The 24,611-nt window shown below is 69.9% G+C and carries 23 protein-coding genes and 1 pseudogene; 9 read left to right on the top strand and 15 right to left on the bottom strand.

Going from position 1 to position 24,611, the window contains the following annotated elements; all coding sequences use genetic code 11:
* On the bottom strand, positions 1 to 1,005 hold a 1,005-nt coding region (locus AC07FY_RS31525; RefSeq protein ID WP_479013382.1), incomplete at its 3' end, for an IS701 family transposase.
* Positions 1,006 to 1,406: 401 nt separating this feature from the next.
* Here AC07FY_RS31525 and AC07FY_RS31520 point away from each other — a divergent pair.
* Positions 1,407 to 1,877 carry a MarR family winged helix-turn-helix transcriptional regulator gene (locus tag AC07FY_RS31520; RefSeq protein WP_479013379.1) on the top strand — a complete coding sequence of 157 codons (471 nt, stop codon included), beginning with the start codon at positions 1,407 to 1,409 and terminating at the stop codon, positions 1,875 to 1,877.
* Between the two features lie 58 nt (positions 1,878 to 1,935).
* Here the strand turns inward: AC07FY_RS31520 and AC07FY_RS31515 are convergent, their stop codons facing one another.
* The 14 genes and pseudogenes from AC07FY_RS31515 to AC07FY_RS31450 all read right to left on the bottom strand — a co-directional run bounded on the left by AC07FY_RS31515 (position 1,936) and on the right by AC07FY_RS31450 (position 14,268).
* On the bottom strand, positions 1,936 to 2,178 hold the full coding sequence (locus AC07FY_RS31515) for a hypothetical protein (RefSeq protein ID WP_479013376.1): 243 nt from the start codon (positions 2,176 to 2,178) through the stop codon (positions 1,936 to 1,938).
* Positions 2,179 to 2,366: 188 nt separating this feature from the next.
* Positions 2,367 to 2,774: a hypothetical protein gene (locus tag AC07FY_RS31510; RefSeq protein WP_479013373.1), complete on the bottom strand. Its 408-nt coding sequence runs from the start codon at positions 2,772 to 2,774 to the stop codon at positions 2,367 to 2,369.
* A gap of 18 nt (positions 2,775 to 2,792) precedes the next feature.
* Positions 2,793 to 2,999: pseudogene (locus tag AC07FY_RS31505) on the bottom strand (IS110 family transposase); the annotation flags it as partial.
* Positions 3,000 to 3,190: 191 nt separating this feature from the next.
* On the bottom strand, positions 3,191 to 3,442 hold the full coding sequence (locus tag AC07FY_RS31500) for a chorismate mutase family protein (RefSeq protein ID WP_479013370.1): 252 nt from the start codon (positions 3,440 to 3,442) through the stop codon (positions 3,191 to 3,193).
* Between the two features lie 38 nt (positions 3,443 to 3,480).
* A complete protein-coding gene (locus AC07FY_RS31495; RefSeq protein ID WP_479013367.1) occupies positions 3,481 to 4,239 on the bottom strand; it encodes a thioesterase II family protein in 759 nt (252 codons plus the stop codon).
* A gap of 44 nt (positions 4,240 to 4,283) precedes the next feature.
* Entirely contained in the window at positions 4,284 to 4,907 is a 624-nt protein-coding gene (locus AC07FY_RS31490) for an NADPH-dependent FMN reductase (RefSeq protein ID WP_479013364.1), read from the bottom strand.
* 8 nt (positions 4,908 to 4,915) lie between these two features.
* Entirely contained in the window at positions 4,916 to 7,108 is a 2,193-nt protein-coding gene (locus AC07FY_RS31485) for an anthranilate synthase component I (protein ID WP_479013361.1), read from the bottom strand.
* A 108-nt stretch (positions 7,109 to 7,216) separates the two neighbouring features.
* The gene (locus AC07FY_RS31480; protein ID WP_479013358.1) at positions 7,217 to 8,434 is read right to left on the bottom strand and encodes an acyl-CoA dehydrogenase family protein; all 1,218 of its coding nucleotides are present in this window, start codon (positions 8,432 to 8,434) and stop codon (positions 7,217 to 7,219) included.
* A 97-nt stretch (positions 8,435 to 8,531) separates the two neighbouring features.
* Positions 8,532 to 9,329 (bottom strand): FAD-dependent thymidylate synthase, encoded by a 798-nt coding sequence (thyX, locus tag AC07FY_RS31475; RefSeq protein ID WP_479013355.1) that lies wholly within the window; start codon positions 9,327 to 9,329, stop codon positions 8,532 to 8,534.
* A 12-nt stretch (positions 9,330 to 9,341) separates the two neighbouring features.
* Positions 9,342 to 10,097 (bottom strand): 3-oxoacyl-[acyl-carrier-protein] reductase, encoded by a 756-nt coding sequence (gene fabG / locus AC07FY_RS31470; RefSeq protein WP_479013352.1) that lies wholly within the window; start codon positions 10,095 to 10,097, stop codon positions 9,342 to 9,344.
* A complete protein-coding gene (locus tag AC07FY_RS31465; protein ID WP_479013349.1) occupies positions 10,094 to 10,354 on the bottom strand; it encodes an acyl carrier protein in 261 nt (86 codons plus the stop codon). The genes fabG and AC07FY_RS31465 overlap by 4 nt, the downstream gene beginning before the upstream one ends.
* A 43-nt stretch (positions 10,355 to 10,397) precedes the next feature.
* Positions 10,398 to 11,375, bottom strand: coding sequence for a beta-ketoacyl synthase N-terminal-like domain-containing protein (locus AC07FY_RS31460; RefSeq protein ID WP_479013346.1), 978 nt, complete (start codon positions 11,373 to 11,375; stop codon positions 10,398 to 10,400).
* Positions 11,372 to 12,508, bottom strand: a complete 1,137-nt coding sequence (locus tag AC07FY_RS31455; RefSeq protein WP_479013343.1) for a beta-ketoacyl synthase N-terminal-like domain-containing protein — start codon at positions 12,506 to 12,508, stop codon at positions 11,372 to 11,374. The genes AC07FY_RS31460 and AC07FY_RS31455 overlap by 4 nt, the downstream gene beginning before the upstream one ends.
* Entirely contained in the window at positions 12,505 to 14,268 is a 1,764-nt protein-coding gene (locus tag AC07FY_RS31450) for an AMP-binding protein (protein ID WP_479013340.1), read from the bottom strand. The genes AC07FY_RS31455 and AC07FY_RS31450 overlap by 4 nt, the downstream gene beginning before the upstream one ends.
* A gap of 493 nt (positions 14,269 to 14,761) precedes the next feature.
* Here AC07FY_RS31450 and AC07FY_RS31445 point away from each other — a divergent pair, with 493 nt between their 5' ends.
* The 8 genes from AC07FY_RS31445 (at position 14,762) to AC07FY_RS31410 (ending at position 24,608) form a co-directional block, all read left to right on the top strand.
* Positions 14,762 to 16,465 carry a class I adenylate-forming enzyme family protein gene (locus tag AC07FY_RS31445; RefSeq protein ID WP_479013337.1) on the top strand — a complete coding sequence of 568 codons (1,704 nt, stop codon included), beginning with the start codon at positions 14,762 to 14,764 and terminating at the stop codon, positions 16,463 to 16,465.
* A 137-nt stretch (positions 16,466 to 16,602) separates the two neighbouring features.
* Positions 16,603 to 17,862: an MFS transporter gene (locus AC07FY_RS31440; protein WP_479013334.1), complete on the top strand. Its 1,260-nt coding sequence runs from the start codon at positions 16,603 to 16,605 to the stop codon at positions 17,860 to 17,862.
* Positions 17,859 to 19,088, top strand: a complete 1,230-nt coding sequence (locus tag AC07FY_RS31435; protein WP_479013331.1) for a beta-ketoacyl-[acyl-carrier-protein] synthase family protein — start codon at positions 17,859 to 17,861, stop codon at positions 19,086 to 19,088. Before AC07FY_RS31440 ends, AC07FY_RS31435 begins: the two co-directional genes overlap by 4 nt.
* Positions 19,085 to 19,870, top strand: coding sequence for a ketosynthase (locus tag AC07FY_RS31430; RefSeq protein WP_479013328.1), 786 nt, complete (start codon positions 19,085 to 19,087; stop codon positions 19,868 to 19,870). The genes AC07FY_RS31435 and AC07FY_RS31430 overlap by 4 nt, the downstream gene beginning before the upstream one ends.
* On the top strand, positions 19,867 to 20,688 hold the full coding sequence (locus tag AC07FY_RS31425; protein WP_479013325.1) for a 4'-phosphopantetheinyl transferase family protein: 822 nt from the start codon (positions 19,867 to 19,869) through the stop codon (positions 20,686 to 20,688). The genes AC07FY_RS31430 and AC07FY_RS31425 overlap by 4 nt, the downstream gene beginning before the upstream one ends.
* Positions 20,642 to 21,094, top strand: coding sequence for a hotdog fold thioesterase (locus AC07FY_RS31420; protein ID WP_479013322.1), 453 nt, complete (start codon positions 20,642 to 20,644; stop codon positions 21,092 to 21,094). The genes AC07FY_RS31425 and AC07FY_RS31420 overlap by 47 nt, the downstream gene beginning before the upstream one ends.
* Positions 21,095 to 21,109: 15 nt before the next feature.
* Complete coding sequence (locus tag AC07FY_RS31415) at positions 21,110 to 22,489, top strand: nitrate/nitrite transporter (RefSeq protein WP_479013319.1); 1,380 nt, start codon at positions 21,110 to 21,112, stop codon at positions 22,487 to 22,489.
* Between the two features lie 22 nt (positions 22,490 to 22,511).
* Positions 22,512 to 24,608 carry a molybdopterin oxidoreductase family protein gene (locus AC07FY_RS31410; RefSeq protein WP_479013388.1) on the top strand — a complete coding sequence of 699 codons (2,097 nt, stop codon included), beginning with the start codon at positions 22,512 to 22,514 and terminating at the stop codon, positions 24,606 to 24,608.
* Positions 24,609 to 24,611: the final 3 nt, after the last annotated feature.

Here is a 24,611-nt window from a genome sequence, read left to right as displayed (position 1 = left end):
CTGCTTTGCGCTCTGGAAGCATTCCTCGACCGCCCACCGGCTGCCGGCGATGCGGATCAGCTCGTCGAGTGTGGTTTCGGCCGGGCAGTAGGCGATGTAGTAGGAGATCTCCTCGGGCCGGCGGACACTTCGGCGGGCGATCACCCAGTGGCGGCGGTCTTCGCGGTGCCAGGGCCGGACTTCGACCCTGGCCCAGTCGTAGACCCTCGGGCCGTGGGCGCCGTTGCCGCAGGAACGGCGCTTCCACTTCTGCCGCGGCAGCCCGGGAAACAGATCGTGAACGGGGTGGTCCATGGCCCAGCGGGTGACGACCGTGTCGTGCCGAGTGGTGGCCATGACGTGAAAAACATCCGCCCGCTCCAGCTCAGTGCGCCAGCCTTTGGAGAAGCCGTAGGCGGCATCCGCGGTCACCCACCGGAACGGAATCTTCTCCGCGATCGCCCGGCGGACCATGGCCTTGGCGATTACCACTTTCGTCTCGAAGGCGACCGTGTCGTCGATGCCGGCGGCCCGGCACCGGTCGCGGTCATCCGTCCATGACGTGGGTAGATAGAGGCGGCGGTCGATCAGAGTGCGGCCACGACCGCCGGCATAGCCGAGGAACACCCCGATCTGGGAGTTCTCCGTCCGGCCGGCGGTTCCGGAGTACTGGCGCTGGACCCCGGCCGAGCGGACACCCTTCTTCAGAAACCCGGTGTCGTCCACGATCAGCACCGCATCCGGATCGCCGAGGTGCTCGATGACGTACTCCCGCACGTCGTCCAGGACCTCGTCCGCGTTCCAGTCGATCCGGTTCAGCAGCCGGTGGATCCGGTCCGGGCCGCCATGCCCGGCCTCCTCCGCCAGCGTCCAGCCGTTCTTCCGCTCCAGCGGAGCTATCAGCCCCCGCATATAGGCAAGAGCCGACTCACGCGGCTCCGACCTGGAGAAACGGTGCACGAACTGCTCATGCAAGGACTTCAATTCACCAGCCCACGACCGGGCATCAGCAAGTTCCCCACCCATGAACTGGCCAACGACCGACCTGCCCAACCGTCACGGCAAACACCGTTGCAGTACTAACCCAACATCATGTGTCCCCCGGAATGCTGTTCCGGGGGACACACGCATCTCGGCGCTCTGCGTCGAGATGCGTGCGTGCGGAAGGGTTCCCCGAAAGATGTTGCAGTGACGAATTCCACCCTTCCAGCGGCGCTTCCCCCCAATCGCCGTAGACGAGGTGGAGGACCAAGCCAAGGCAGTCGTGGAGCTCGCGGCACGCCTTCTCCATGGTCCGCGCTTGAAAGCGCAGTGCGTCGGGGTGGAGCGGGGTCGGGACTGGCATGAAGGGAGACCGTCCAAAAGTTGTAAGCTGCCTGATAACCGCAGCAGTAAAACATAAGCTGCCTTACAAGTCGGGGCCCCATGTGAACGAGAAGCCCATCCACACCGGCTACCTGGCCTGGCACTTCGCTCAGGCCATGGGCTCCCGCCTTGAGAGAGAGCTGCGCACGCTCGAGCTCACCCTCGCGCAGTACAACGCCCTCCAGCACGCCGATCGCCAACCGGGCATCTCCAGCGCCGACGCCGCCCGTCACGCCGGCATCACCGCTCAGTCCATGGGCTCCGCCGTGAGCAGCCTCACCGAACGCGGCCTGATCACGCGCTCGGCCCACCCCACCAACCGCCGCGTCCTGTGCCTTCACATCACCCCCGACGGCTCGAGCCTGCTCACGCAAGCCAGCACCCTCGTCCGGCAGGTCAACCAAGAGGCTCTAGCCGTCCTTGAACCCCAGGAACAAGCTACGGTCCACCGCCTCCTCTACCGCCTGGTCACCCACCTCAACCCCGGCGCCCTGCCCCCCACCCCAGCTCCCGAGGCAAGGCCCGACCCATGAAGCCATCACACCCCGCGGCCGAGCCTGGAAGGCAAGAGGGCCGACCTCGCTGAGAGCGTCAACCGCGGTAGGCGGCCGACGCGGGAGATGTGCACGTTGTTCGCGCACGAAGGCGTCCGCGCTCGGCCAGGTCAGCGGGACGTGAATCGATCAGGTCGGGGAAGCGGTCCTCGCGCCGGGCCTGAGCCAACTGCGCGGACAGCCGGCGGTACATCGGCGGCGTGTGCGGCAGCACGCCCTCGGCGGAGAGCCGGCACATTACCTGCCGCAGGGTGACCTTCAGCGGCGCGTACCCATCCACGATCTCCCTAGCGCGGTCCACGACAAGGGTCCACCGGATCCGTTCACGAGCCATCCCGGTACATGTACCCCTGCGGCGCCGCCGGCCCCCGGACACGGGACGGACCTCTTCCTCCGGCTATCGCGGAGAAAACTTCATGCAGCTAAGCCGTCAAGTTCGGCTCTGCCGTGATGGCGCCGGATGGCATCTCATGCCTCGTCTTCAGGGAAGAAGGTGTCCGCGATCTGCACGAGCCGGTCGTCACTCAGCTGCGGAGGCACCCATCCACGGTGGCGTGCGTGAGCGACGAATCGCTCATCGACGGGAACGTGGTACCGGTCGACGTAGTGAGCAAGGTCGGTGTGCCAGAACCATTCACCGTCGGTAAGGAGGTGAAGCCGATCGATGAGCTCGTTGGTCGGACTGAGGAAGTCGTAAACGGCTGCCCCAGTCGCGGCGATCACGCTGCCAGCACGCAGGTATCGCACGACGTCCTCCTCATGCGGGTCGCCTTCACTGCGCACGGCAGCAATCAGGGAGGGACCTTGGGGACTCCCATGCTTCAGTTCCCTGAAGTCGCCGAGAAAGCGGTCTGCGTACGGGTACTCACTGGTCACCGCCAGGAGCGTAGTCGATCAGATGTCCGACACCGCCTGGGTGGGCAGCGGCACTGCCCCGAGAGGAAAGGCCCCCGCCTCGTCGAAGGGAGTGCGGGTCTGCAGACAGTGGTGAAGCTGGCCGAGCATCCGGTTGAACAGGTGCCGCAGGGCCTGCATGTGCCAGTCTCCTCCCGCCCTGCGGCGCCGGTCGTGGGCATCAGCGCCCGTGGAGCCGCTGAGGGAGCGCCGATGCGCGCGCCCCGTTCGACTTCAGTGCCCTGTATCGCGGGCAGGGCGACGGCGAGCGGCTGAGCCGTGATTGCGACATCCTCCGGGCAACTTCCCACGGAACGACTGATGCGGGCAGACAGGCGGGCCGGACGCCGTGCGCGAGTCTCGTCACGACGCCGACAACGGGCTCCTTGAGCGATGGATCAGCCCCGTCGCCCGAGTTCCGTAAGACGCATCCCCAGAGAGGTTCCGGTGGGGCCGAGTTCCCGGTGGTAGCGGTGCAGTACCTCGTTCTCCCAGGAGAGTTCGATGGCGGGACCTCCGATGGCGCGACGCTGCGAGACCAGCTCCCGGCACAGGTCGGTGCGCTCCTTGACCAGGGCGATAATGGCCTGGTCCAGTCGGGTGACGTGGAGGTAACGCTCCTCAAGGGTGCTGTCCACTGCCTTGGACATTCTGGCTCACCTTCTCTAAGTGGTAGGCGTGTAGAGCGTCAGCGAATCGGAGCGGCAGCATGCATCGCCGCCGTGATGGCGGCGGCGAGGGGCCGCCTGTAGTCCGTCAGATAGAAGTGGTCGCCCTCGTACATCTCGAGCCCGCGGAAGTCCCACGTCAACGCCCGCCAGGCCAGCAGCCGACCCTCGTCGATGAGGGTGTCGCCGCGGCCCCCGAAGACGGAGAGCGGAACGGGCAGCGGTTCAGGGTCCCGGGGCGGAGCCCAGGTGTCCACGAGCTTGAAGTCGCCGCGGAACACCGGGCCGAACTTGCGCCAGATAGCATCGTTGTCGAGCAGCTGCGGGGGGCTGCCGCCCGCGTTCCGCAGCCAGTCGCGCAGTTCGTCGTCGGACATCAGATGGCGGCGGCCGTCGGCGCCAGCTTCACCCCGCGGGGCGCCGTACGCGGACACGCCCAGCCAGTCGGGGCGCGGGCCGCCGCCGCGGACGAGGCGGCGGGTAAGCTGATAGGCGATGAGCGAGCCCATGCTGTGGCCGAAGAATCCGAAAGGTCGGTCGAGCCACGGGGCGAGGGCGTCGTGGAAGTAGTCGACCAGTTGATCGCAGTCGTCGATCAGCGGCAGCATCTGCAGCTGTCCCCGGCCGGGGGCCTCGAGGAGACAGAGCTCCCAGTCCTCGGGGAAGTACGCCGCCCAGCCCCGGTAGAGGAGATGCGAGCCGCCGGCGTGGTGGAACATGAACAGGCGGACCGCCGGGTCGTCCAGCGGCTTCGGGCGGATGACCGGTCCGGTCGTCACTGGGCGCACGCCGCCGCGCACGGCCCGATCGTGGCCCCACGTCGTCACCCTGCCGCCCTTCCGGCGCCTACCGCGAGCTCCTCCGCCGGGACGGGTGCGCCGGCCTGGCGCAGGCGCGCGAATTCCACTACCTGCACGGCCATGGCCGTCAACTGATCCTGGGTGTGGGGGTGGTCGCAGCCACCGTCCGCATCGAAGGTCGCCGCCTCGCTGTTGACGGCAACCCCGAGCGGAGTGGGCCAGCCGCGCAGGGCGTGGGTGACCGTGCGCAGCGTCCCCAGCGTGGAGACCGCGCCCTGCCATCCCTGTCCCACCGCCAGGAGGCCGACGGCACGGTCGCTCAGGTAGGGCCGGGCGTCGCCGCGCAGCTCCTCAAGGTAGTCGAGGGCGTTCTTTACCAGGCCGGAGATGGTGCCGTGGTAGGCCGGACTGGCGATGACGACGCCGTCCGCCGAGGCGATCTCGGCGATCAGGCACAGCGCCTGCGGTGACCGGATCTCCTCGCGCGGGTCGTAGAGCGGGAGCATCAGCTCGGATCCGCCGATCAGGCTGGTTTCCGCGCCGAGGCGTCGCGCCTCCCTCAATACCGTGCGAAGCGCCCGCTCCGCAGTGGAGTGCGGCCGGGGCGATCCCCCGATACCGACGACCTTCACGGTGTGCTGCTGCATGGGTTCTCTCACTTTGTCGATACGGCGTGTGCGGTGGCGGGCTGGTCGATCGGACCCGCCGCCGGCCCGCCGTTCCGCGTGTGGCGCGTGCCGCCGAGCTTCAGCACGTTGCCGATGATTCGGTGGCCGGCGCCGTTGGAGGCGGTGAGGATCGATTCCGGGTGGAACTGCACCGCGAAGCGGCGGTTCACGCGGTCCTCGATGGCCATGACGACCTCACCGGTCTGCGCGGTGACCTCGAAGGGGCCGACTAGTTCCGGCCTCGTGTACAGGGAGTGGTAGCGCGCGGCCGTGAACTCGGCGGGCAGTCCCTCGAACAGGGCGCCGCCCAGGACGGTGACCCGGCCGGGTTTGCCGTGCACCGGGGTGGCCAGCTGGGCGAGTTCGCCGCCGCCGTGCTCGACCATGGCCTGCAGTCCCAGGCACACGCCGAACACCGGAATGTCCCGTGCGTACACCGCGTCGAGCAGGTCCGCGCAGGCGAAGTCCTTGGGGCGGCCGGGTCCGGGTGAAAGCACTACGAGGTCGGGCCGGATCTCGTCGAGCATCGCGTACGGGAAGCCGTGCCGCAGCGTCGTCACCTCGGCGCCCGCGCAGCGGAAGTAGTCCGCGAGCGTGTGCACGAAGGAATCCTCGTGGTCGACCAGCAGGACCTTCGCCCCGCTGCCCGGCTCCGGCTTCGGGGTCTCCGCGGCCCCGGCCTGGGGCCCGGTGAGGGCTTCCCGCAGGGCGCGGGCCTTGAGGTGGGTCTCGCGTTCCTCGGCGTCGGGGTCCGAGTCGTACAGCAGGGTCGCCCCGGCCCGTACGGTGGCCACGCCGTCGCGGATCTGCGCGGTGCGGATGGTGAGCCCGGTGTTCATCGAGCCGTCGAAGCCGACGAACCCGACCGCGCCGCCGTACCACCTGCGCGGGGACTCCTCATGGTCCTCGATGAACTGCATGGCCCAGCTCTTCGGCGCGCCGGTCACGGTGACCGCCCACATGTGGGTGAGGAAGGCGTCGAAGGCGTCGTATCCGGGACGCAGTCGGCCCTCGACGTGGTCGACGGTGTGGATGAGGCGCGAGTACAGCTCGATCTGCCGCCGTCCGATGACCTTGACGGATCCGGGTACGCAGATCCGTGCCTTGTCGTTGCGGTCCACGTCGGTGCACATGGTCAGCTCGGACTCGTCCTTGGTCGAGTTGAGCAGCTCCCGGATGTTCTCCGCGTCCTCCAGCGCGTCCGAGCCACGGGCGACCGTCCCAGAGATGGGGCAGGTCTCGACCCGGTGGCCGCGGACCCGTACGAACATCTCGGGGGAGGCGCCCACCAGATACTCGCAGTCGCCCAGGTTGAAGAGGAACTCGTACGGTGCCGGATTGCGGCGGCGCAGTCTGTCGTAGGCGGCGACGGCGGAGTCGCACCGCTCGTACATCTCGTGGCTGGGGACGACCTCGAAGAGGTCGCCGCACCGGAACTTCTCCTTGGCGTCGCGCACGAGCTGGGCGTAGACGCCGGGCACGGGCTGGTCGGGAAGTTCCCGCGAGGCCGGGGCGGGAGTGGGTTCGGTGGTGCGGGGCAGGCCAGCCGTGGAGACGCCGTCGACGACGAAGTCGTACGAGAGCCGGGCGCAGGTCTCCCGCTGGCGGTCCACGATGATCATCTCGTCGGCCAGATGCAGCACCATGTCGCGCTGGTCGGCCACCCGTTCCCGGGCGACCTCGATGTGCTCGAACTGCTGCACGAGGTCGTAGCCGAAGGCGCCGTACAGCCCGAGATACGGGTCGTTGGAGTGCAGCGCCGACGTCACCGCGCGCAAGGCGGTGAACACCGTGGGACGGCGGGTGCGGTCCTCCTCGGCGGCCACCCGGTCGTCGGCGAGGACCGTCACCTCGGCGGTCCCGTCGCCGAGCGTGACAGTGCCCGCGCTCTCCAGGGCAGCGGCCACGACCGACAGCAGGACGCGGCCCCGGTCGTTTAGGGCCTGGGCGGTCAGCCGCAGCCCGCGCGAGGTGAACTCCATGCACGGGTCGACGTAGGCCATGTGCCAGCGGCTGTACCGCCCGGGGAACTCCACCCCTGAACTCAGCACTCCGCCACGGCGGTTCCCGACGGCTGTCACGAGCCCGCGGAAGAGCTCACACTCGCGGTCCGGGTCCACCGGCGTGGCGGTGCGCACGACCCGTACCCCACCGTCGGTCAGATACTCGGACGTCTCCACGTGGAACGTACTCCCTTGACTGGCGTCTCGGCCCCGGGCAGGGGCGCTGTCACGATGAACTGCGTACGCGCGGCCGCCGGCCGGCCGGGCGCCGGGCCCTCGGCCCCGCTACTCCGGGAGCCCGAGGGCGATGGGGTTCTGCGGCTTGCCGCCCAGCAGGATCGCGCCGGCTGACTGCAGGATCTGGTCCTGCACCGTGGCGTGCTGGCACATCGCGTTGAGGTCGCGCAGCCAGCGGTCGAGCGGCGAGGGCTTGTAGATCGCGGCCGTGGTGACCAGGTCGAACAGCGTGGACACGATGGTCCGCGCCGCGCGGAAGGCGTTGACCCGGGCGAGCGCCACGGCGACCTGCTCGTCGGGACCGATCTCCGCCCCGGCCTTCAGCAGTTCCCACTGATGGCGCAGCGTGCCGTAGACGGCGTGCCGCGCGACGAGCAAGTCCGCCTCGCACTGGGCGATTGCCATCTGCACCCGGTAGTTCTGCGGCCAGGGCTGACGGGTCGGACGGTCGACGCGCTTCTTCGCCATCTCCCGTACGTGATCGAGGGCGGCACGGGCGAGGCCGAGGGGGACGCCGGGCATGGTCCGCAGGATCGAGTCGGGGGTGGCGGCCGGGCTCGGCACCACCGGGTTGGCGAAGCTGAAGGTGTGCTCCTCAGGGACGAACAGGTCCTTGGCCCGGTAGTCCCGGCTGCCGCTGCCCGCGAGTCCTGTCGTGTACCAGGTGTCGGAGATCTCGAACTGTTCCGGTCGGGCGACGATGATCCGCCAGTGTGCGCGACCGCCGACCGGCAGCGGGTTCGGCTCCGGCTCGCCGTCCCGGTACACGAGCACGCCGGCGATGACCCGGTCGCAGTGGGTGATGCCGCTGCCGAACTGCCAGTCACCGTTGACGCGGTAGCCGCCGGGGACCCGGTCGGCCCGGCCCTTCGGAGGGATTGCCCCGGCCGTGATCATGTCGAGGTCGGGGAAGAGTTCGCGGGCGGCAGGCTCGGCCATGAAGCCGGCGAACAGACCGCTGTCCATGCCGACCATGGCACACCACGCGGCGGAGGCGTCACCGGTCGCCAGCGCCTCGATCACCTCGGTTTGCTGGACCGGGGTGAGGACCGGGCCTCCCCACGAAGCGGGGTAGGCCATGCCGAAAACACCGGTCGAACGCAGCAGTCGGACGATGTCGTCGGGGAGGCGCCGGGCCTCCTCGATCTCCTCGGCGCGGGCCGCCAGCACCGGCGCGGCGGCCTTGGCGCGCGCCAGGATCTCCTCCGGCGTGGCGGATCCGGCACCGGAGACGTCTGACGGCGCCAGGGCGCTGGAAACAGACAATGGGATACTCGCTTTCTGTGCCGGGCCCGACGGTCCTGGCGGACACGCCGGGCCGGCTTACGTACTGGTTCGGAAGAGTGCGCGCGACGAGGCCGGGTCAGACCTTGCGCCACTTCGGGATCCAGGCCCCGTCCTCGACGTCGTAGTCCGAGAACAGCGCCGAGGCCTGCTGCCGCATGAGTTGCCCGATCCGGTCGAACACGATGCGGATCTCCTCCTCGGCGCCCGGTGCGGTGCGAGCCTCGATCATGTGCCGCAGAGCGCGCACGTTCGCGGTCCAGACGAGCCCGGTGGCCACACCGTCGGGGGCGAACCTGCGCATGAAGGACGTCTTGTGCTTCTTCTCGCCGAACGGCACTCCTTCGGAGTCCAGTTGGAAGTGCTCGGCCATCCAGTGCTGGAAGTCCTCCATCCGTTCCAGCATCTCGGCGGCTCGGCCCATCAGCTCGGGGTCCTGCCGCGCCCACTCCGGGAACCAGAACGGCAGTTCTTGGAGGCGTACGAAACGCAGCGACTCCTGGGAAACGGCGACACCGGCCCGGTGGCGGACCAGTTCGTGCGTCAGTACCCGGCTCACGTTGTGGAGCACGAAGGTGAAGCTGACGTGCTCGAGGACCGAACCGTGCGCGCTGGCCAGGATGTTGCCTAGGTACTGCTCTTGGTCGGTGCGGATGCGGACCACGTTGGGGTTGAGACCCGGCTCCCACGAGCGGTAGCAGGCACGGCCTGCGAACTCCGCCAGATTCTGCGGGTCGTTGAGATGGTCGTCGAGCGAGCCGCTGTCGAGGCGCTGCAGCCAGCTCTCGCCGCCGACCTCGCGCAGGTACTCGGCCATCGCCGGGTAATCGATGCGGGGGCTTGCCACGAGGAAGACCTCGGGTTCCACATGTTTCATGTCAGCGCTTCCTCAAATCGTGAGTCCGCCGTCGATGCCCAGGACCTGGCCGGTGATGTAGCCGGAACGGTCCGAGACGAGGAACGACACCAGGTCGGCCACGTCCTCCGGGGCGCCGAAGCGGCCCAGCGGGATCTGGCCCAAGTACTTCTTCCTGGCCGCCTCCGGCACCGCCGAGGTCATGTCGGTGTCGATGAAGCCCGGTGCCACCGAGTTCGCCCGCACGCCGAACTTTCCGTACTCCTTGGCGAGGGCGCGGGTGAAACCGATGATGCCCGCCTTGGAGGCGGAGTAATTGGTCTGCCCCACGCCGCCGTACACGCCGGCGATCGACGACAGGGTGACGATCGAACCGGTCCGGCGCTTGATCAGCGACTGGATGGCGGCACGGCAGACGTGGAACGTGCCGTCGAGGTTGGTGCGGATGACGTCCTGCCACTGGGAGTCGTCCATGATGGCCAGCGGCCGGTCCCGGGTGATGCCCGCGGCGGTCACTACCGCGTCTAGCGGCCCGAGATTGGCCTCGGTTTCGGCCGTGAACCGTCGGGTCGCCTCGGCGTCGGCGATGTCGACCCGGCGAGCGAAGGTGCGCGCGCCGTGCTTGGCAGCCGCCTCGGCGGTCTCCTCGGCGGCGTCCGAGCGCGAGTGGTAGCAGAACGCGATGTCGTAGCCATCCTGGGCGAGCCGGGTCACGATCGCGCGCCCGATGCCCCGGGAGCCGCCCGAGACGAGTGCGACGGGGCGGCCGGCCGTCGGGTGGTCGCTCATGCGGACGGCTCGCCGGCGAGCTTGGAGGCGAGGAAGGCGTGCAGCTCAACGAGGGTCTGGACGCCGCTGATGACCACGTCGTCCACCGGGACGCCGTACGCGTTCTCGACGCGGGTCGAGATCTCCAACAGCATCAGCGAGTCGATTTCGAGCTCGTCGGTGAAGTGCGCCTCGTTGGTGACCTCCTCCGGTTCGGTATCCAGGGCACCGGCTATCAGGGCGCGGAGATCCTCGATGTTCACGATTGCGGTGATCATGGGTGATCCTTTCGTTGGTTCGTGGGGAGATGTAGTCGGATGGTCAGGAGCTGACAGGGGTCAGCAGCAGAGCGGCGGCCGCGTCGTGGCCGGGTCCTCCTGCAGTGGCGAGCACGCTTCCGGCGGCGCCGCTCTCCAGATGGGCCGCTGCGGCGGCGCACTGCAGGACGCCCAAGGCCCCGGACAGCGGGCCGAGCCGGGACTCCAGTCCGATCCGGCGCGTGTCGCTGAGCAGGTCGGCAAGCTCGGCCTCCTGCCCGTCGCCCAGCCAGAGCCCAGGGGACGTCTCCTCGGTCACACCGGCGGCGGTCAGTGCCGTGGCTACGTCCTCGGCGCGGGCGTACCCGCCGATCGCGGCGCGCGGCCGTGCGCCACGGGACGCGGCGGTCGTCACCGGTTCGAGCACGATCGCGACCGCCGCGTCGATGGTCTGTTCTCCGAGGAGTTTCGTCACCACGTCGTTGGCCGGTTCGACGCCGACCACGACGGCCGCCTCGGCGCGCCCGGCCGCGATCAGGTTCCGGGCCCAGGACAGGGCGTCCAGACCGCTCGTGGCGCCGTTGCACACGGTGAGGTTCGGACCGCGCAGTCCGTAGCGGATGGCCACCCAGCCGGCGATGACATTGCTCGACGTCTGCGGCAGGCCCAACGGGCTGAGACCCATGACACCGGCCCTGGCGATGGTGTCGGTGGACTCGCAGACGCTGTCTACGTTGCCCAGGTTGGTGCTGACAACGACGGCGGTCTCGTCGGCCACGCCCAGGAACGTCGCGTCGGCATCGGTCAGTCCCGCGTCGTGGAGGGCGAACTCGGCCGCCCGCAGGGCGAGTCGGGATGCCCGGTCCTTGTTGCGCATCTCACGGCCACCGAGCCCGGTGGCCGGGTCGAACCCGCCCTCGCCGGGCAGGGGACCGAGCAGGTCGCCGTACGTCGCGACGCCGGGCAGCGTCAGTCCGACGCCGGTGACTACGACCTCCCGGGCACCCGTGCCCGTCACACGTATCGTGCTCGTCGCACTCATCTGGCTGCCTCCACAATCGCCACGGCGTTGATTCCGCCGAAGCCGAACGCGTCGATCTGAGCAATGGCCAGGTCGCCGACGGCGGCCTGGCCCCGCACCAGGCGCAGGCCGGCGGCCTCGGGAATCGGATCGGTGAGCCCCAGGACCGGCGGCACCACGCCCTCCTTCATGGCGAGCACCGCCATCACCAGGCTGAGCAGTCCCGAACCGCCCAGGGTGTGGCCGGTCATCGCCTTGATCGCGGTCATCAGCGGGCCGGCTCCCGCCCCCTCGAAGACCTGGCTCAGGACACTCGATTCCGTCAGGTCGTTCCGGGGCGTGCCGCTGCCGTGCAGCATCACCAGGTCGATGTCCTCGGCCCGCACCCCGGCCCTGCGATACGCGTCCCGCACCGCCAGGGTGATCCCGTCGGGGTCGGGCGCGGTGGCATGGTGAGCGTCACAGTTCATGGACACACCGCGCACCCGGGCGTGCACGGTGCCGGTGCCGGTGCCGGCGCGCTGGACGACGATGGCGACCGCGCCCTCGCCCATCAGCATGCCCTTGTGCGAGGTGTCGAACGGGCGCAGCGCCTCGGGGGTGTCGTTCTGCACCCGGTCGAGCGTGCCGAAGGCGCTCTCCGTCGCCGCGTCGGTGCCGGCGACGACGACCGTGTCGGCCATGCCGAGTTCGATCATGTCAGTGGCCATGCCCAGCGCGTAGAGCGAGGCGGAGCAAGCGTTGGCGAAGGTGTACGTGGTGCTCGCCCCGAAAGCCTCCTTCAGGGAGGTGCCGAAGTGCAGGTCCCCAAGGCCCACTTCCGCATCGTCACGCCACCACAGCTCGACGCTGCGCTGCTCGCGCATGGTGGTCCCGACCAGCACCGGCACCCGCGACAGGTCCTCGCCGAGGCCAGCGTCGGCGAGCGCCTGGCGCACCGCCGTGGCTAGCCAGCGGGTGGCACGCCGGGGCACGTCGCCGCCGCCCTCGGGCCGGTCCTCGATCTCGTAGGCATACGCGGCTCGATACTTGTCGGGGTCGAATGCCTTCAGGGGTGTGCGGCTTTCTCGGCCGGCGCAGAGCGCGGCAAATATCTCTTGGGGGTTGCCGCCGATGTTGGCGACGGCTCCCATACCCGTAATATCCCAGGTCACAGTTGTGCAGCCTGCTTCCTCAGCTCGAAGGCGGCCAGCTTGCCGGTCGACGTGGTCGGGAGCCTGTCCAGGAACTCCAGCCGGGCAGGCCGCTTGTAGGCGGCGAGACCGCCGCGGATCGAGGCCATCACGGAGCGCCGCACCACGGCCTCGTCGGCGCCGGGCCGGGCGACGAGGTACAGCACGGCCTGCTCCAGGCCGTCGGCGTCCCGGCTGCCGACGACCACGCAGTCCTGGACGCCCTCCGCGGCGCGGACCGCGCTCTCGATCTCGCTCGGAACGACCTTGTAGCCACCGAGATTGAGCAGGTCGTCGGCACGGCAGAGATGGGTGAACGTCCCGTCCGGCGTGCGGCGCACCACGTCCCCGGTGTAGACGCCGCCGTCGGCGAAGGTGACCGCCGCGGCCTCGAGCCGGCCTATGTAGCCGAGGGCGACCGTCGGGCCCACGATGTGCAGCCGTCCCTCTTCTCCGTCGGCGACCGGGGTGCCGTCCGCGGCACGGACGGTCGCGGTGACGGCGGGCACCGGAATCCCGAAGGTCCCCGGCAGATTTCGCCCCGGCGGCGTGCCAACGACGATGTAGAGCACCTCTGTGGCGCCGAGCCCGTTGAGCAGCTCGGCGTCGAAGGTGGTGCGAATCCGCTCGCCGAGCGAGGCCGGCAGGTTCTCGCCCGCCGCCACGCACAGCCGTACCGCGTCGACGGCGTCAGCGGCCGTCTCGGCGGCGCCGAGCAGCGCGGCGTACAGGCGGGGAACCGAGAACAGCACGGTGGGGCGGTGGCGCCGCATCGCGGCGACGAGCGAGTGGACATCGACGGTGCCGCGGATGAGCACGACGCGAGCGCCGGCCGTCAGCGGGCACAGGAAGGAGCTGCCGAAGCCGTAGCCGAAGGACATCCGGGCGCTGGAGAGCACGGTGTCCTCGGGGGTGAGAGCGAGCACCGTGCCGATGCCATCGGCCATGGCCGCGAGGGCGCCCGCCGAATGACGGACTCCCTTGGGCATGCCGGTGCTTCCGGAGGTGTACTGGACGAGCGCCTCGCGCCCCGCGCTCCACGCAGTCGGGGAGCTGGCATGCTCGGGGAGCCGGGCGGGGCCCGGATCCGCCGTCGCCAGACCGACACGGACGTCGGCTCCGGAGAACCGGGTCTTCCCCGCGAACAGCTCCTCCAAGGCGAGTTGCCGCTTCGGGGCCGCGTCCAGGTGCACGACCTCGGCGGCGCAGTCGTCGGCGATGTACCGGACCTCGTCGTCGGTGAGGACAGGGCTGATCACCACGGGCACACAGCCATGCCACCACAGGCCGAGGACGGCGACGACGGTCGCGACGGAGTCGTCCGCGACGAGGAGGCCCCGGGCACCCTCGCGCACGCCCACCGCCCGCAGTGCGCCGGCGTATCCGTGTGCGGCCTCCAGGAGGCCCGCATACGTGACCTCTCCGGCGTCGGGGTCGAGGTAGGCGACCCGGTCGCCGTGGCCGAGGGAGACATGACAGGCCACCAGGTGGCCGATCAGGTCGACGCCGCTGGGGGGCGTAGCCCGGTCACCGAGCACGTTCACCGCGGCATCGACGCTGATGACGGCCGCCGCCTCCTCGGGGAGCAGGGAGACGCCGAACTCGCTCTCGATCGATGCCACGATTCCGACCTTCTCCAGGGAGTCGACGCCGAGATCCTCGTAGAACAGGGCATCGGACTCGATGTCCGCCTTTTCCATTTCAAGGACAGACGCCACAATCTCACGCAGTCTGTCGCGCACTGAATCATTGGGCACTACATCGCGCACCAGCGAGGATCCTTTTCCGCATAGCTCGTTATGCCTGAGAGGTGAAGCCCGGCGGGCAACGGGGGTGAAGTTGAATTGGCAACCTTGCCAACCCGTGCAACACACACCGGGGTCGGCCAAGACCATACACCAGTTCCGATTGTGAAAACCCGGGCATGTCACTCCACGGACAGTCGATGGAGAGCTTCCATCGACCACCCGAGGGAGTTCTACGCGTATAGATTTGAGACTTGGCGCACATTGGTTCGTCCGGACTCCCGCAGAGAGGGGGGCGGCCTGGCCGTAACCTCACGGGGCCGTCGGCGGACCGAGATTGCTACGCCCCTGACATGCTGTTATGGTCCTCTCTGATCTTGAACGCCCGACTGGACCACCGGTACTCGATCCGGTATTCCTGTCACCCTCGGGCGCGGTGATGTCGACGACGGTCCGATTTCTCCTGCCCCCTTTCAAATCAGGTGAACGAATGCCTTTCTCTCCACGTACCTTGCGTACTCCGGAGGAGCGCGCCCAGCTCCTTCAGGGCAATTTCGGCGGCGGCAACGCCTGGCGTACCGCGCTGGAAACCAGCCGTACACCGGATCTTCCCGTGCTCGTCTCCCAGCGTGCTCTGGTGAACGCCGAAGGGATCGCGCAGTATGAATTCAGCCTTTCTCAGCTGTGCTCCCTCGCGGATTCCTGGTCCGCTTTGTATCTCGAGCGTGGAGTCGAGCCGCGCGACCGGGTCGCCGTATACATCGAGGATTCCTTTGAGGATCAGATCCAGCTGACCGCACTCGCGCAAATCGGCGCGATTCCGGTCCTCATCAACGGCCGGATGCGACCGGATGTCGCCCTCGGCGTCATCGAGCGCTCGGGCGCCGTCGCGCTGTACACGGACGCCGCCCACCTGGCGCAGCTGGACGGCCAGCAGGCCAAGCTGCCCGCCCTGCGCCACACCTGGACCCGCGAGGAGGTGGAACTCCCCACCGATGGGCTACCCGACACGGCGCGGTTCCGGCACGCCGACGACGACCCGGTGGTCCTGTGCCACACCTCGGGCACGACCGGGGACCCCAAGCTCGTCATCTGGTCCCACCGCCAGAGCGTCGCGGGCGCCCGTTTCCGCCTCTCGGTTCACCCTGAACCGGAGAACTCGGTCATGCTCTCGGCCGTGGCGCAGTCCCACTCGGGCGCGATCGCGTTCACCTTCTACGCGTTGCTCGCCGGACTTCCGCTGGTCACGCTCACCGACCGCAGCCCGGCCAGCCTGTCCCAGGCCGCCGCGATGTACCGGCCTACCACGATCATGGCCTTCCACCCGACCTTCGCGGCGCTGGCCACGTCCACCCCCGACCCCGCCGACTTCGAGTCGGTGGAGTACTGGCTGAACACGGGCGACTCCGCGCACGACGCGCACGTGCGGACGCTCATAGGCATGGGCCGGCACGTGGAGGACGGTCAGCTCGTACCCGGCTCGGAGTTCGGTGACTCGCTGGGCGCCTCCGAACTCGGCTGGGGCCCGCTGCGCCGCGTCATCACCCATGACACCCCGCCCCGTGCCCGGCACATCGGCCGGCCCGTACCCATCGCCGACGTCACCGTGCTGCGCGAGGACGGTACCGAGGCGGGCCCCGGGGAGACCGGTCTCCTCGGGGTAAGCGGAGCATCCGTCTCCCCGGGCTACTGGAACGACTCCGATACGTACTACCGCAGTTGGCTCGGCTCCTACCGGCTCACCGGCGACCTCGCCTACAAGGACGCGGACGGCGAGTTCTTCCACGTCGACCGTGTCGTCGACCGCATCCGCACCGCCGAGGGCGACGGCTACTCGGTGCTGATGGAGGAGACGCTGCTGCTGCACGTTCCGCAGATCGCCGACTGCGCGGTCATCGCGGGCCGTGACGGGGAGCGGACCGTTGCGGTCGCCGTCGTCCGCCCGCACGCCGAGGATACGGCGGCCGACGAGCTGCTCCGCCTCGCCAACGCGGCGCTGACCGGAGCAGGCCAGCCGGGGCTCGCGGTCCTAGAGCTCGCCCTCACGGACGAGGACATCCCGGTGGGTCCGACGGAAAAAACGCTCAAGCGCCAACTGCGCGACAAGTACAGCAACTTGGCCGCCTACGTGGCGAACGCGTCGGAGGGACGGCTGGCCACGGCCGACGATGGTCCCGCGCATATATCGCACTGACCCCCACACGGCCGCCCCTGCTCGCCCCGCCTGCACCGCTCGGCACGCGGGCGGGACGCCTCTGTCTCAAGTCCCTGCCGGACGCAGTGCGTTCCTCACTCCCCCCACGCTCCTACCCGGAGGATCAGACCGTCATCATGCGCCTCCCATCCATCACCGCCACTCTTCCCAGCGGGGCGGCCCGGAAGCCGATCCTGCTGATGACGCTCGGGGCGTTCGCCCTGGGCACGGACGCCTTCGTGATCAGCGGCGTCCTCCCCGCCGTGAGCCAGAGCCTCGGGGTCTCATTGGAGGCGGCGGGCCTGCTGATCACCGTCTTCGCCGGCGTGTACGCTCTGGGCGCGCCCTTCCTCGCGGTCGCCACGGGCAGCCTGGACCGGGACAAGGTCCTCAAGATCGCGCTGGCCGGATTCGTCGCAGCCAACCTCCTCGCGGCCTTCGCGCTCAACTACACGGTGCTGATGGTGGCGCGGGTCCTCGCGGCGGTCTCCGCCGCGCTGTTCATGCCGGCCGCCTCCGCCAGCGCCGCGGCCGTGGCCCTCCCCGCCGAGCGCGGCCGGGCCCTGACCACCGTGCTGGGCGGACTGACGCTGGCGAGCGCGCTCGGCGTCCCGATCGGAACCGTCGTCGGCCACGCCGCCAACTGGCGCGCCACGTTCGTCTTGGTCGCCGTCCTCAGCCTGGTCGCCCTGGTCGGCCTGGTGCGGGCGCTGCCGCCGACACCCACCGCGAACATCGCCTCGCTCGGCGACCGGGCCCGTGCGGCGAAGCTGCCCGGCATCCCCACGATCCTGCTCGGCACCGTGCTGACGTACTGCAGCATGTTCACCCTGTACGCCTACATCCCCTGGTTCGCGGAACGCACCGCGGGCATCGGCGAAGGCGCTATCTCCTGGGTCTACCTCCTCTACGGTCTGTGCGGCGTGCTGTCCAACATGGCGGCGGGCTGGCTGATCGACACCTATCCGGCGCAGCGGGTCGCGATCATCGCGTCCGCGCTCATGGCCGTCAGCCTGGGTCTGCTGACCCTCTTCGCCTGGGCGGGCCCCTCCCACTCGGTCACAGGCGGTGTGCTGCTGTACGTCCTGATCGCCCTGTGGGGTCTCATCGGCTGGGTGATCAACCCGGCGCAGCAAAAGCGCCTGATCACCACGGCGGGTCCGCAGGGGCCGGTGGCGCTCTCCCTCAACGGGTCGGCCGTGTACGCCGGACAGGCCGTGGGCGGGCTCGCCGGCGGCATCGCGCTGAGCAACGGCGCGACCTGGCTGATGGCGATCGCGGTGGCGCTCCAGCTCCTGGCCATCCTCGTCGTCTGCGTCTCCGCCCGGAGCGGAAAGAACACCGCCTCGGCATCCTCCGTCGAGGCCGCCGCCCTCGCCGAAGACGTGAAGTCATGACGCGGACCCACGACGTGGCGGTCACCGGTTACGGGGTCTTCACCGCCTTCGGCTTCGGCGCCCAGGCCCTGCGCGACGGGGTCTTCACCGGCCGATCCGCGTTCGGACCGGTCACCCGCTTCGACCCCGCTCCCTTCCACGCGACGTACGCAGCGGAATACACCGGGCAGGGGCCCGGGATCCCCGGAGTGCCGATCTGGCCGGGCACCACGCCCGGCCAGCTCGAGGTGCTGCTCGCCTGCGCCAGGTCCGCTCTGGAGATGGCCGGCACAGACGGGTCCGGCGCCGCCGTGCTCCTCGGTACCAACGGCGACCATTCCACCGGGCGGCGCTTCTGGGAGGCCCAGCAGGTCGGCCGGAGTCCCGACGCGCCGCGTAGCCTGGACAGTCTGGCCGGCCGGATTCCGCAGCGGCTCGCCGAGGAACTAGGGCTCGGCGCGCCCCGGCTCGCGTTCGTCAACGCCTGTGTCGCCGCGACCAACGCCATCGCCCATGCCGCTCAGCTGATCAGCAGCGGAGCCGCGACCACAGTAGTGTGCGGCGGTGCGTCCATGGTCACCGAGGACGTCTTCGCCCGGTTCGACTCGGGCCAGGCGATGACACGGGACTCCGTGGTGCGGCCCTTCTCGGCCGACCGCTCGGGCTTGCTGCAGGGCGACGGCGCGGCCGTCCTCGTCGTGGAGTCGGCGACGGCCGCCCGCGCACGCGGGGCGGAGATCCTCGGCAGGATCGCGGGCTGGGGCATGGCATCGGACGCTTACCAGGTCGTCCAGCCCCATCCGCAGGGCGCCGGCATGGCCGCCGCAGCGCGTGCCGCACTGCGGCGGGCGGCGATCGCGCCGGAGGAAATCGGCTATGTGAACGCGCACGGCACCGGTACCGCCCTGAACGATGTGGCGGAGACCAAGGCCCTGCACACCGTCTTCGGCGAGAACGCGCCCCGTGTTCCGGTCAGCTCGACCAAGAGCAGCACCGGCCACATGCTGGAAGCCACGGGCGCCGTGGAGGCGGTGATCACCCTGCTCGCCCTTCAGGACGGACTGCTGCCGCCGACGCTGGGGCTGCGGGAGGCCGACCCGGGCTGCGATCTGGACTACGTCCACGAGGGCCCCCGTCCCGTTCCGATCACCCGTGCGCTCTCCCTCAACGCCGCCTTCGGCGGGGTCAACGCGGCGCTCGTCCTCGAGCGGGTCCACCCCATCGATCACAAGGAGCCGACCCCATGACCCCGCCCGAGGCCACTGGGAACCCCGGCCCCCTCGCCCTGACCTCGGCGGCGGTGCTCACCCCCTGGGGTGAAGCCGGCGACGGGCTTCCCGGCGCCGCGCCGGTGAAACTGCCCAAGGTAAGGGGATTCGTCGGCTCCCGGTTCAGCCCACTCGTGCACGCGGTCGCCCAGGCATGTCTCGGCACACCCGAGACCTTCGCCGGCCCCGACGGCACGGCGGGACACCGCACCGGGATCGTGGTCGCCACCATGTTCGGCGACACCACGACAACGGACACGTCCACGCAGCGCGTGATGGAGGGGCAGGTCCACAATCCGCTCCTGTTCTTCCAGTCGGTGACCACCTCGATCCTGGGACATCTGGCCAAGGTGTACGACATCACGGGGCCGTTCAACTGCGTGTCGGGCGCGGCGGATCTGGCCGCCGAGGCGATGGGCATGGCCCGGGTCGTCCTGGACTCCGGCGACGTGGACCAGCAGCTCGTGGTGGGCGTCGAATGCGCCCCGAACGAACGCGCCGCCTGGGTGCACGGCTCGCTCTCAGGGGAGGTCCCGCTCGACGGGCTGCCTGCGGGCGACACGGCCGTGGCACTGTTGCTGCGTCGGCCCGCCGGCGGCGATGGACTGCCCAGGATTCCGGTCCGCGCACCGCACTTCGGCACCGAGCAGGCCGCCGGGCTCGTGGCGGAAACGATTCGTCCGGAGTGGACCGCGGCATTCGGATGGCTGGCCCCGCTGGTGGCGACCGCCGAGGCGTCGTACCCGAGCACCGTTCCGTGACCGGTTCCCCGCATCCCCGCCTGCGCGTGCTGGTGCGGTACGGGCGAGCGGCCGGGGAGCCTGACTCGTACGATCTCGCCGTCCTCGCCCCCGAGGAGCGGCGTCGGGCGCGGCGCTTTCGACAGCCGGACCGGGGAGCCGCGTACGCGGCGGCCCACGCGACCGCACGTCGCTGTCTGGCGGAGCGGTCCGGCGGCAGGCCCGAAGAGATGCGCTTCGGCCGGCTCGCCTGCCCGGGCTGCGGCGGGCGGGACCACGGCCGTCCCGTCGTCGAAAACCCCGCTACCACCTGGGAGTTGAGCCTGTCCCGGTCCGGCGCGCACTGGCTGTTCGCGGCTGCGGACGGCGAGCCGATCGGGGTCGACATCGAACGGATCCGCCCGGTCGAGCTGGGCTTCCTGGGCCCCGCCGTGCTGAGCGGAGCCGAAGAAGAGTACCTGGCCGGCTTCGCGCCGGAGCTGCGCCACGCCGCGTTCATGCGCTGCTGGACCAGGAAGGAAGCCGTCGTCAAGGCCACCGGCATCGGCATCAAGGCCGATCTGCGCCGGGTGGAGGTGCAGCCCTGGCGGGACACGGCCGTCGTCGTCCACCGGGCGGCCGGCTGTGCCACCACGCGGTGGACGGTCCGCGACCTGCCGATCGCGGCCGACTGCCGTGCGGCCCTAGCCGTTCCGGCCCGGACCGAACCGTTTCTCGACCTCTACCAGACCGGGATACCGTCCGACGCCCGGTCCGAGCCCCCGTTCTCACCCGAACCTGAAGAAGGCGCCCATGAAATCCACCACATCGCCCACCACCCAGCAGGGTCAGGACGGTGACGTCACGCCGCGCATGTTGCAGGTGCCTCCGCATCTGGCCAACAAGCAACTGGCCTTCCGTATGGGTATCGAGATCACCTCGTGGGATCCGAAGCGGCTGGTCGGCACCATGCCGGTGGAGGGGAACCAGCAGCCCTTCGGCTGGCTGCACGGCGGGGCGAACGCCGTCCTCGCCGAGACGCTCGGCTCGATCGCGGCCAGTCTGCACGCGGCGACGAAGGGTACGGTGGCTGGTCTCGAACTGTCCTGCACCCACCACCGCCCGGCCCGGTCGGGCCTCGTTACCGGCGTGTGCACCCCGCTGCACCTGGGGTCGCGCGTCGCGACGTACGAGATCGCCATCAGCGACGAGCAGGAGAACCTGACCTGTTCGGCCAAGCTCACCTGCGTCATCAGCAGCCGCTGACCCGGCCGTCGACCGATGCGAAGCGCTACACCCGACACCCCCGCCGAACGGCGCGGCTGGCTCACCGGCTGGGATCCCGAGGACGAGGACGCCTGGAACAAGGGCGGTCACCGCGTCGCCCGCCGCAACCTCGTCTTCTCGGTCCTCTCCGAACACGTCGGGTTCTCGGTATGGACCCTGTGGTCCGTCCTCGTCCTGTTCATGTCGCCGGAGATCGGCTTCGGCTTCGACCCGGGAGAAAAGTTCCTGCTCGTGGCCATTCCCACCGTCGTCGGCTCACTGCTGCGGCTGCCGTACAGCGCTGCGGTGACGCGGTTCGGCGGACGCGACTGGACCGTCTTCGCCACCGCGATCCTGCTCGTTCCCGCGCTGCTGGCGCTGTACTTCGTACAGCGGCCCGGGACTCCGCTGTGGGTGTTCCTGGCGATCGCCGCCTTGGCCGGCCTCGGGGGCGGCAACTTCGCCTCCTCGATGACGAACATCACCGCCTTCTACCCGCGGCGCCATCAGGGCTGGGCTCTCGGCCTCAACGCGGGCGGCGGAAACCTCGGGGTCGCGGCGGTCCAGTTGGTCGGACTCGCGGTCGTCTCCGTCGCGGGCACCGCCCACCCTTCGTACGTCGCGGCCGTGTATCTGCCGCTGATCGTGATCGCCGCGCTGCTGGCGGCGTGGAAGATGGACAACCTCGACGCGGTACGGACCGCGCCCGGTGCCCAGCGCGAGGCCGCCCGGGACCGTGACACCGGGTGGATCTGCCTCCTCTACATCGGAACGTTTGGCTCGTTCATCGGCTACGGCGTCGCCCTCGGCCTGGTCCTGCAGAACGAATTCGGCACCTCCCCCCTGGAGGCCGTCGGCTATACCTTTCTCGGTCCGCTGCTGGGGTCCGTCTCCCGACCGCTGGGCGGGTGGCTCGCCGACCGCTTGGGCGGGGCGAGGGTCACGTACTGGAACTTCGTCGGGATGGGCGCCGGCACCGTCGTGCTCCTGGTGGCGGCCCGGCTGGACTCCTTCGGCCTGTTCGTCGCGGGGTTCGTGGTGCTGTTCGTCCTCAGCGGGGCCGGTAACGGCTCCACGTACAAGATGATCCCCGCGGTGTTCGCGCGGCGAGCCGAGGTCGAGATCACCGCAGGGCACGACGCGACCGGCGCCTTCGCCCGCGCGCGCCGCCTGTCCGGCGCGGTCGTCGCGATCGCCGGCGCCGTCGGTGGGCTCGGCGGTGCGGCCATCAACGTCGCCTTCAAACTCTCCTACAACGACGGCTCCGGGGCCCCCGCCTTCCTCGCCTTCCTGGCCTATTACGTGCTGTGCATGGTACTGATCCGGACCGTTCACCTTCCCCGCAGGCCCGCCGGGAGCGGCCCGGCGGACATTGTCGAGGAAGCTCGTGTCTGAACTGCTGTCCCCCACACCAGAGATGTACACGCACTGCCCGTACTGCGCCCTGCAGTGCGGTACCCAGCTGACCCGAGTCGGTGGCGTCGGCGAGCGGGGCGCGGGAGTGAAGGTGACGCCGGCCGACTTTCCCGTCAACCGGGGCCGGCTCTGTCAGAAGGGCTGGACCGCCCCCGAGGTCCTGGCCGCTCCTGACCGCCTGACCCGGCCGCTGGTGCGCCGCCCGGACGGCCGGCTCGCCGAGGTCTCCTGGGACACCGCCCTCGACACGGTGGCGGAGGGCCTGCGCCGGATCGGCGACGGGTACGGTCCCGACGCGGTGGCGGTCTTCGGCGGCGGCGGTCTCACAAACGAGAAGGCATACCTGCTGGGCAAGTTTGCCCGGATCGCGCTGCGTACCAGCCAGATCGACTACAACGGCCGGTTCTGCATGTCCTCCGCCGCTGCGGCCGGGAACGCGGCCTTCGGCCTCGACCGCGGACTGCCCTTCCCCGTGACTGACCTCCGCCGTGCGCGGACGGTGCTCCTGGCCGGCGCGAACGTCGCCGAGACCATGCCGCCGCTGATGCAGCACCTCGAACAGGCCGAGCTGATCGTCATCGATCCCCGGCGCACCGCGACCGCCCAGCGCGCGGCGCTGCATCTGCAGCCCGCCCCCGGCACCGATCTCGCGCTCGTGCTCGGCCTGTTGCACATCGCGATCGTGGAGGGTCTGATCGACCAGGACTACATCCGCGCGCGCACCCGTGACTACGACGCGGCGGTGCGGCGGGCGATGGCGTGGTGGCCCGAGCGGGTCGAGGAGATCACTGGAGTCGCGGCGAGCGCGCAGCGGGAAGCCGTCCGGATGCTCGCCGCGGCACGCGATGCCTACGTCCTGACCGGTCGTGGCGTCGAGCAGCACAGCAAGGGCACCGACACGGTGGCCGGGTTCGTCAATCTCGCGCTCGCCCTCGGCCTGCCGGGACGGGACGGCAGCGGATACGGGTGCCTGACCGGGCAGGGCAATGGCCAGGGCGGGCGCGAACACGGCCAGAAGGCCGACCAGTTGCCCGGCTACCGGTCGATCTCCGATCCGGCCGCGCGGGCCCATGTCGCCGGCGTGTGGGGCGTGGCGCCGGAGGACCTGCCGGGACCCGGCCGCAGCGCGTACGAACTGTTCGACGCGCTGGGCGGCGAGCAGGGGCCGAAGGCGCTGCTGGTGTTCGGGTCGAACCCGGTCGTCTCGGCCCCGCACGCCTCCCGTGTCGCCGAGCGGCTGGCGTCGCTCGACCTTCTGGTGGTCGCGGACTTCCTGCCCTCGGAGACCGCCCGCATAGCCGATGTGGTGCTGCCCGTCACGCAGTGGGCGGAGGAGGAAGGCACTATGACCAACCTCGAGGGTCGCGTCCTGCGCCGCCGTGCGTCGGTGTCCCCTCCGGAGGACGTACGGAGCGACCTGCGGGTCCTGCACGACCTGGCCGTACGGCTAGGTGAGCCCGCGAGCCGCTATCCCACCGACCCACGGGAGGTGTTCGAGGAACTGCGCGCCGCCTCCCGGGGTGGGACGGCCGACTACTCCGGCATCACCTACGAGCGGCTGGACGCCGGCGAGAGCCTGTACTGGCCGTGTCCCGAGAGCCCCGATCCCGATCCGGGCACGAGACCCCAGGCCCATCCGGGTACGCCGAGGCTCTTCCTGGACCGGTTCGCGCATCCCGACGGCAAGGCCCGGTTCGCCGCGGTGGACCACCGGGGGCCGGCGGAGGACATCGGCCCCGACTATCCCCTCTACGCCACGACCGGCAGGGTCCTGGCGCACTACCAGTCCGGCACGCAGACCCGCCGGGTCGCGGAGCTGAACGAGGCCGCGCCCGAGCCGTTCGTCGAGATCCATCCCGACACCGCGGCCCGCTCCGGACTGCGCGACCGGGACCTCGCCCTGATCACGTCCGCCCGGGGACGCATGACCGCCCGGGTCCGGCTGGAGCCGACGATGCGCCTGGATACGGTGTTCGTCCCCTTTCACTTTCCTGGCGAAGGCCGGGCCAACCTCCTCACTCACCCCGCCCTGGATCCGCGCAGCCGCATGCCCGAGTTCAAGGTGTGCGCGGTGCGGATCGCTGCACACCAGGAGTGACGC

The sequence above is a fragment of the Streptomyces sp. NPDC045967 genome (assembly GCF_056430495.1).
This window is presented reverse-complemented; position numbering and strand designations above follow the sequence as displayed.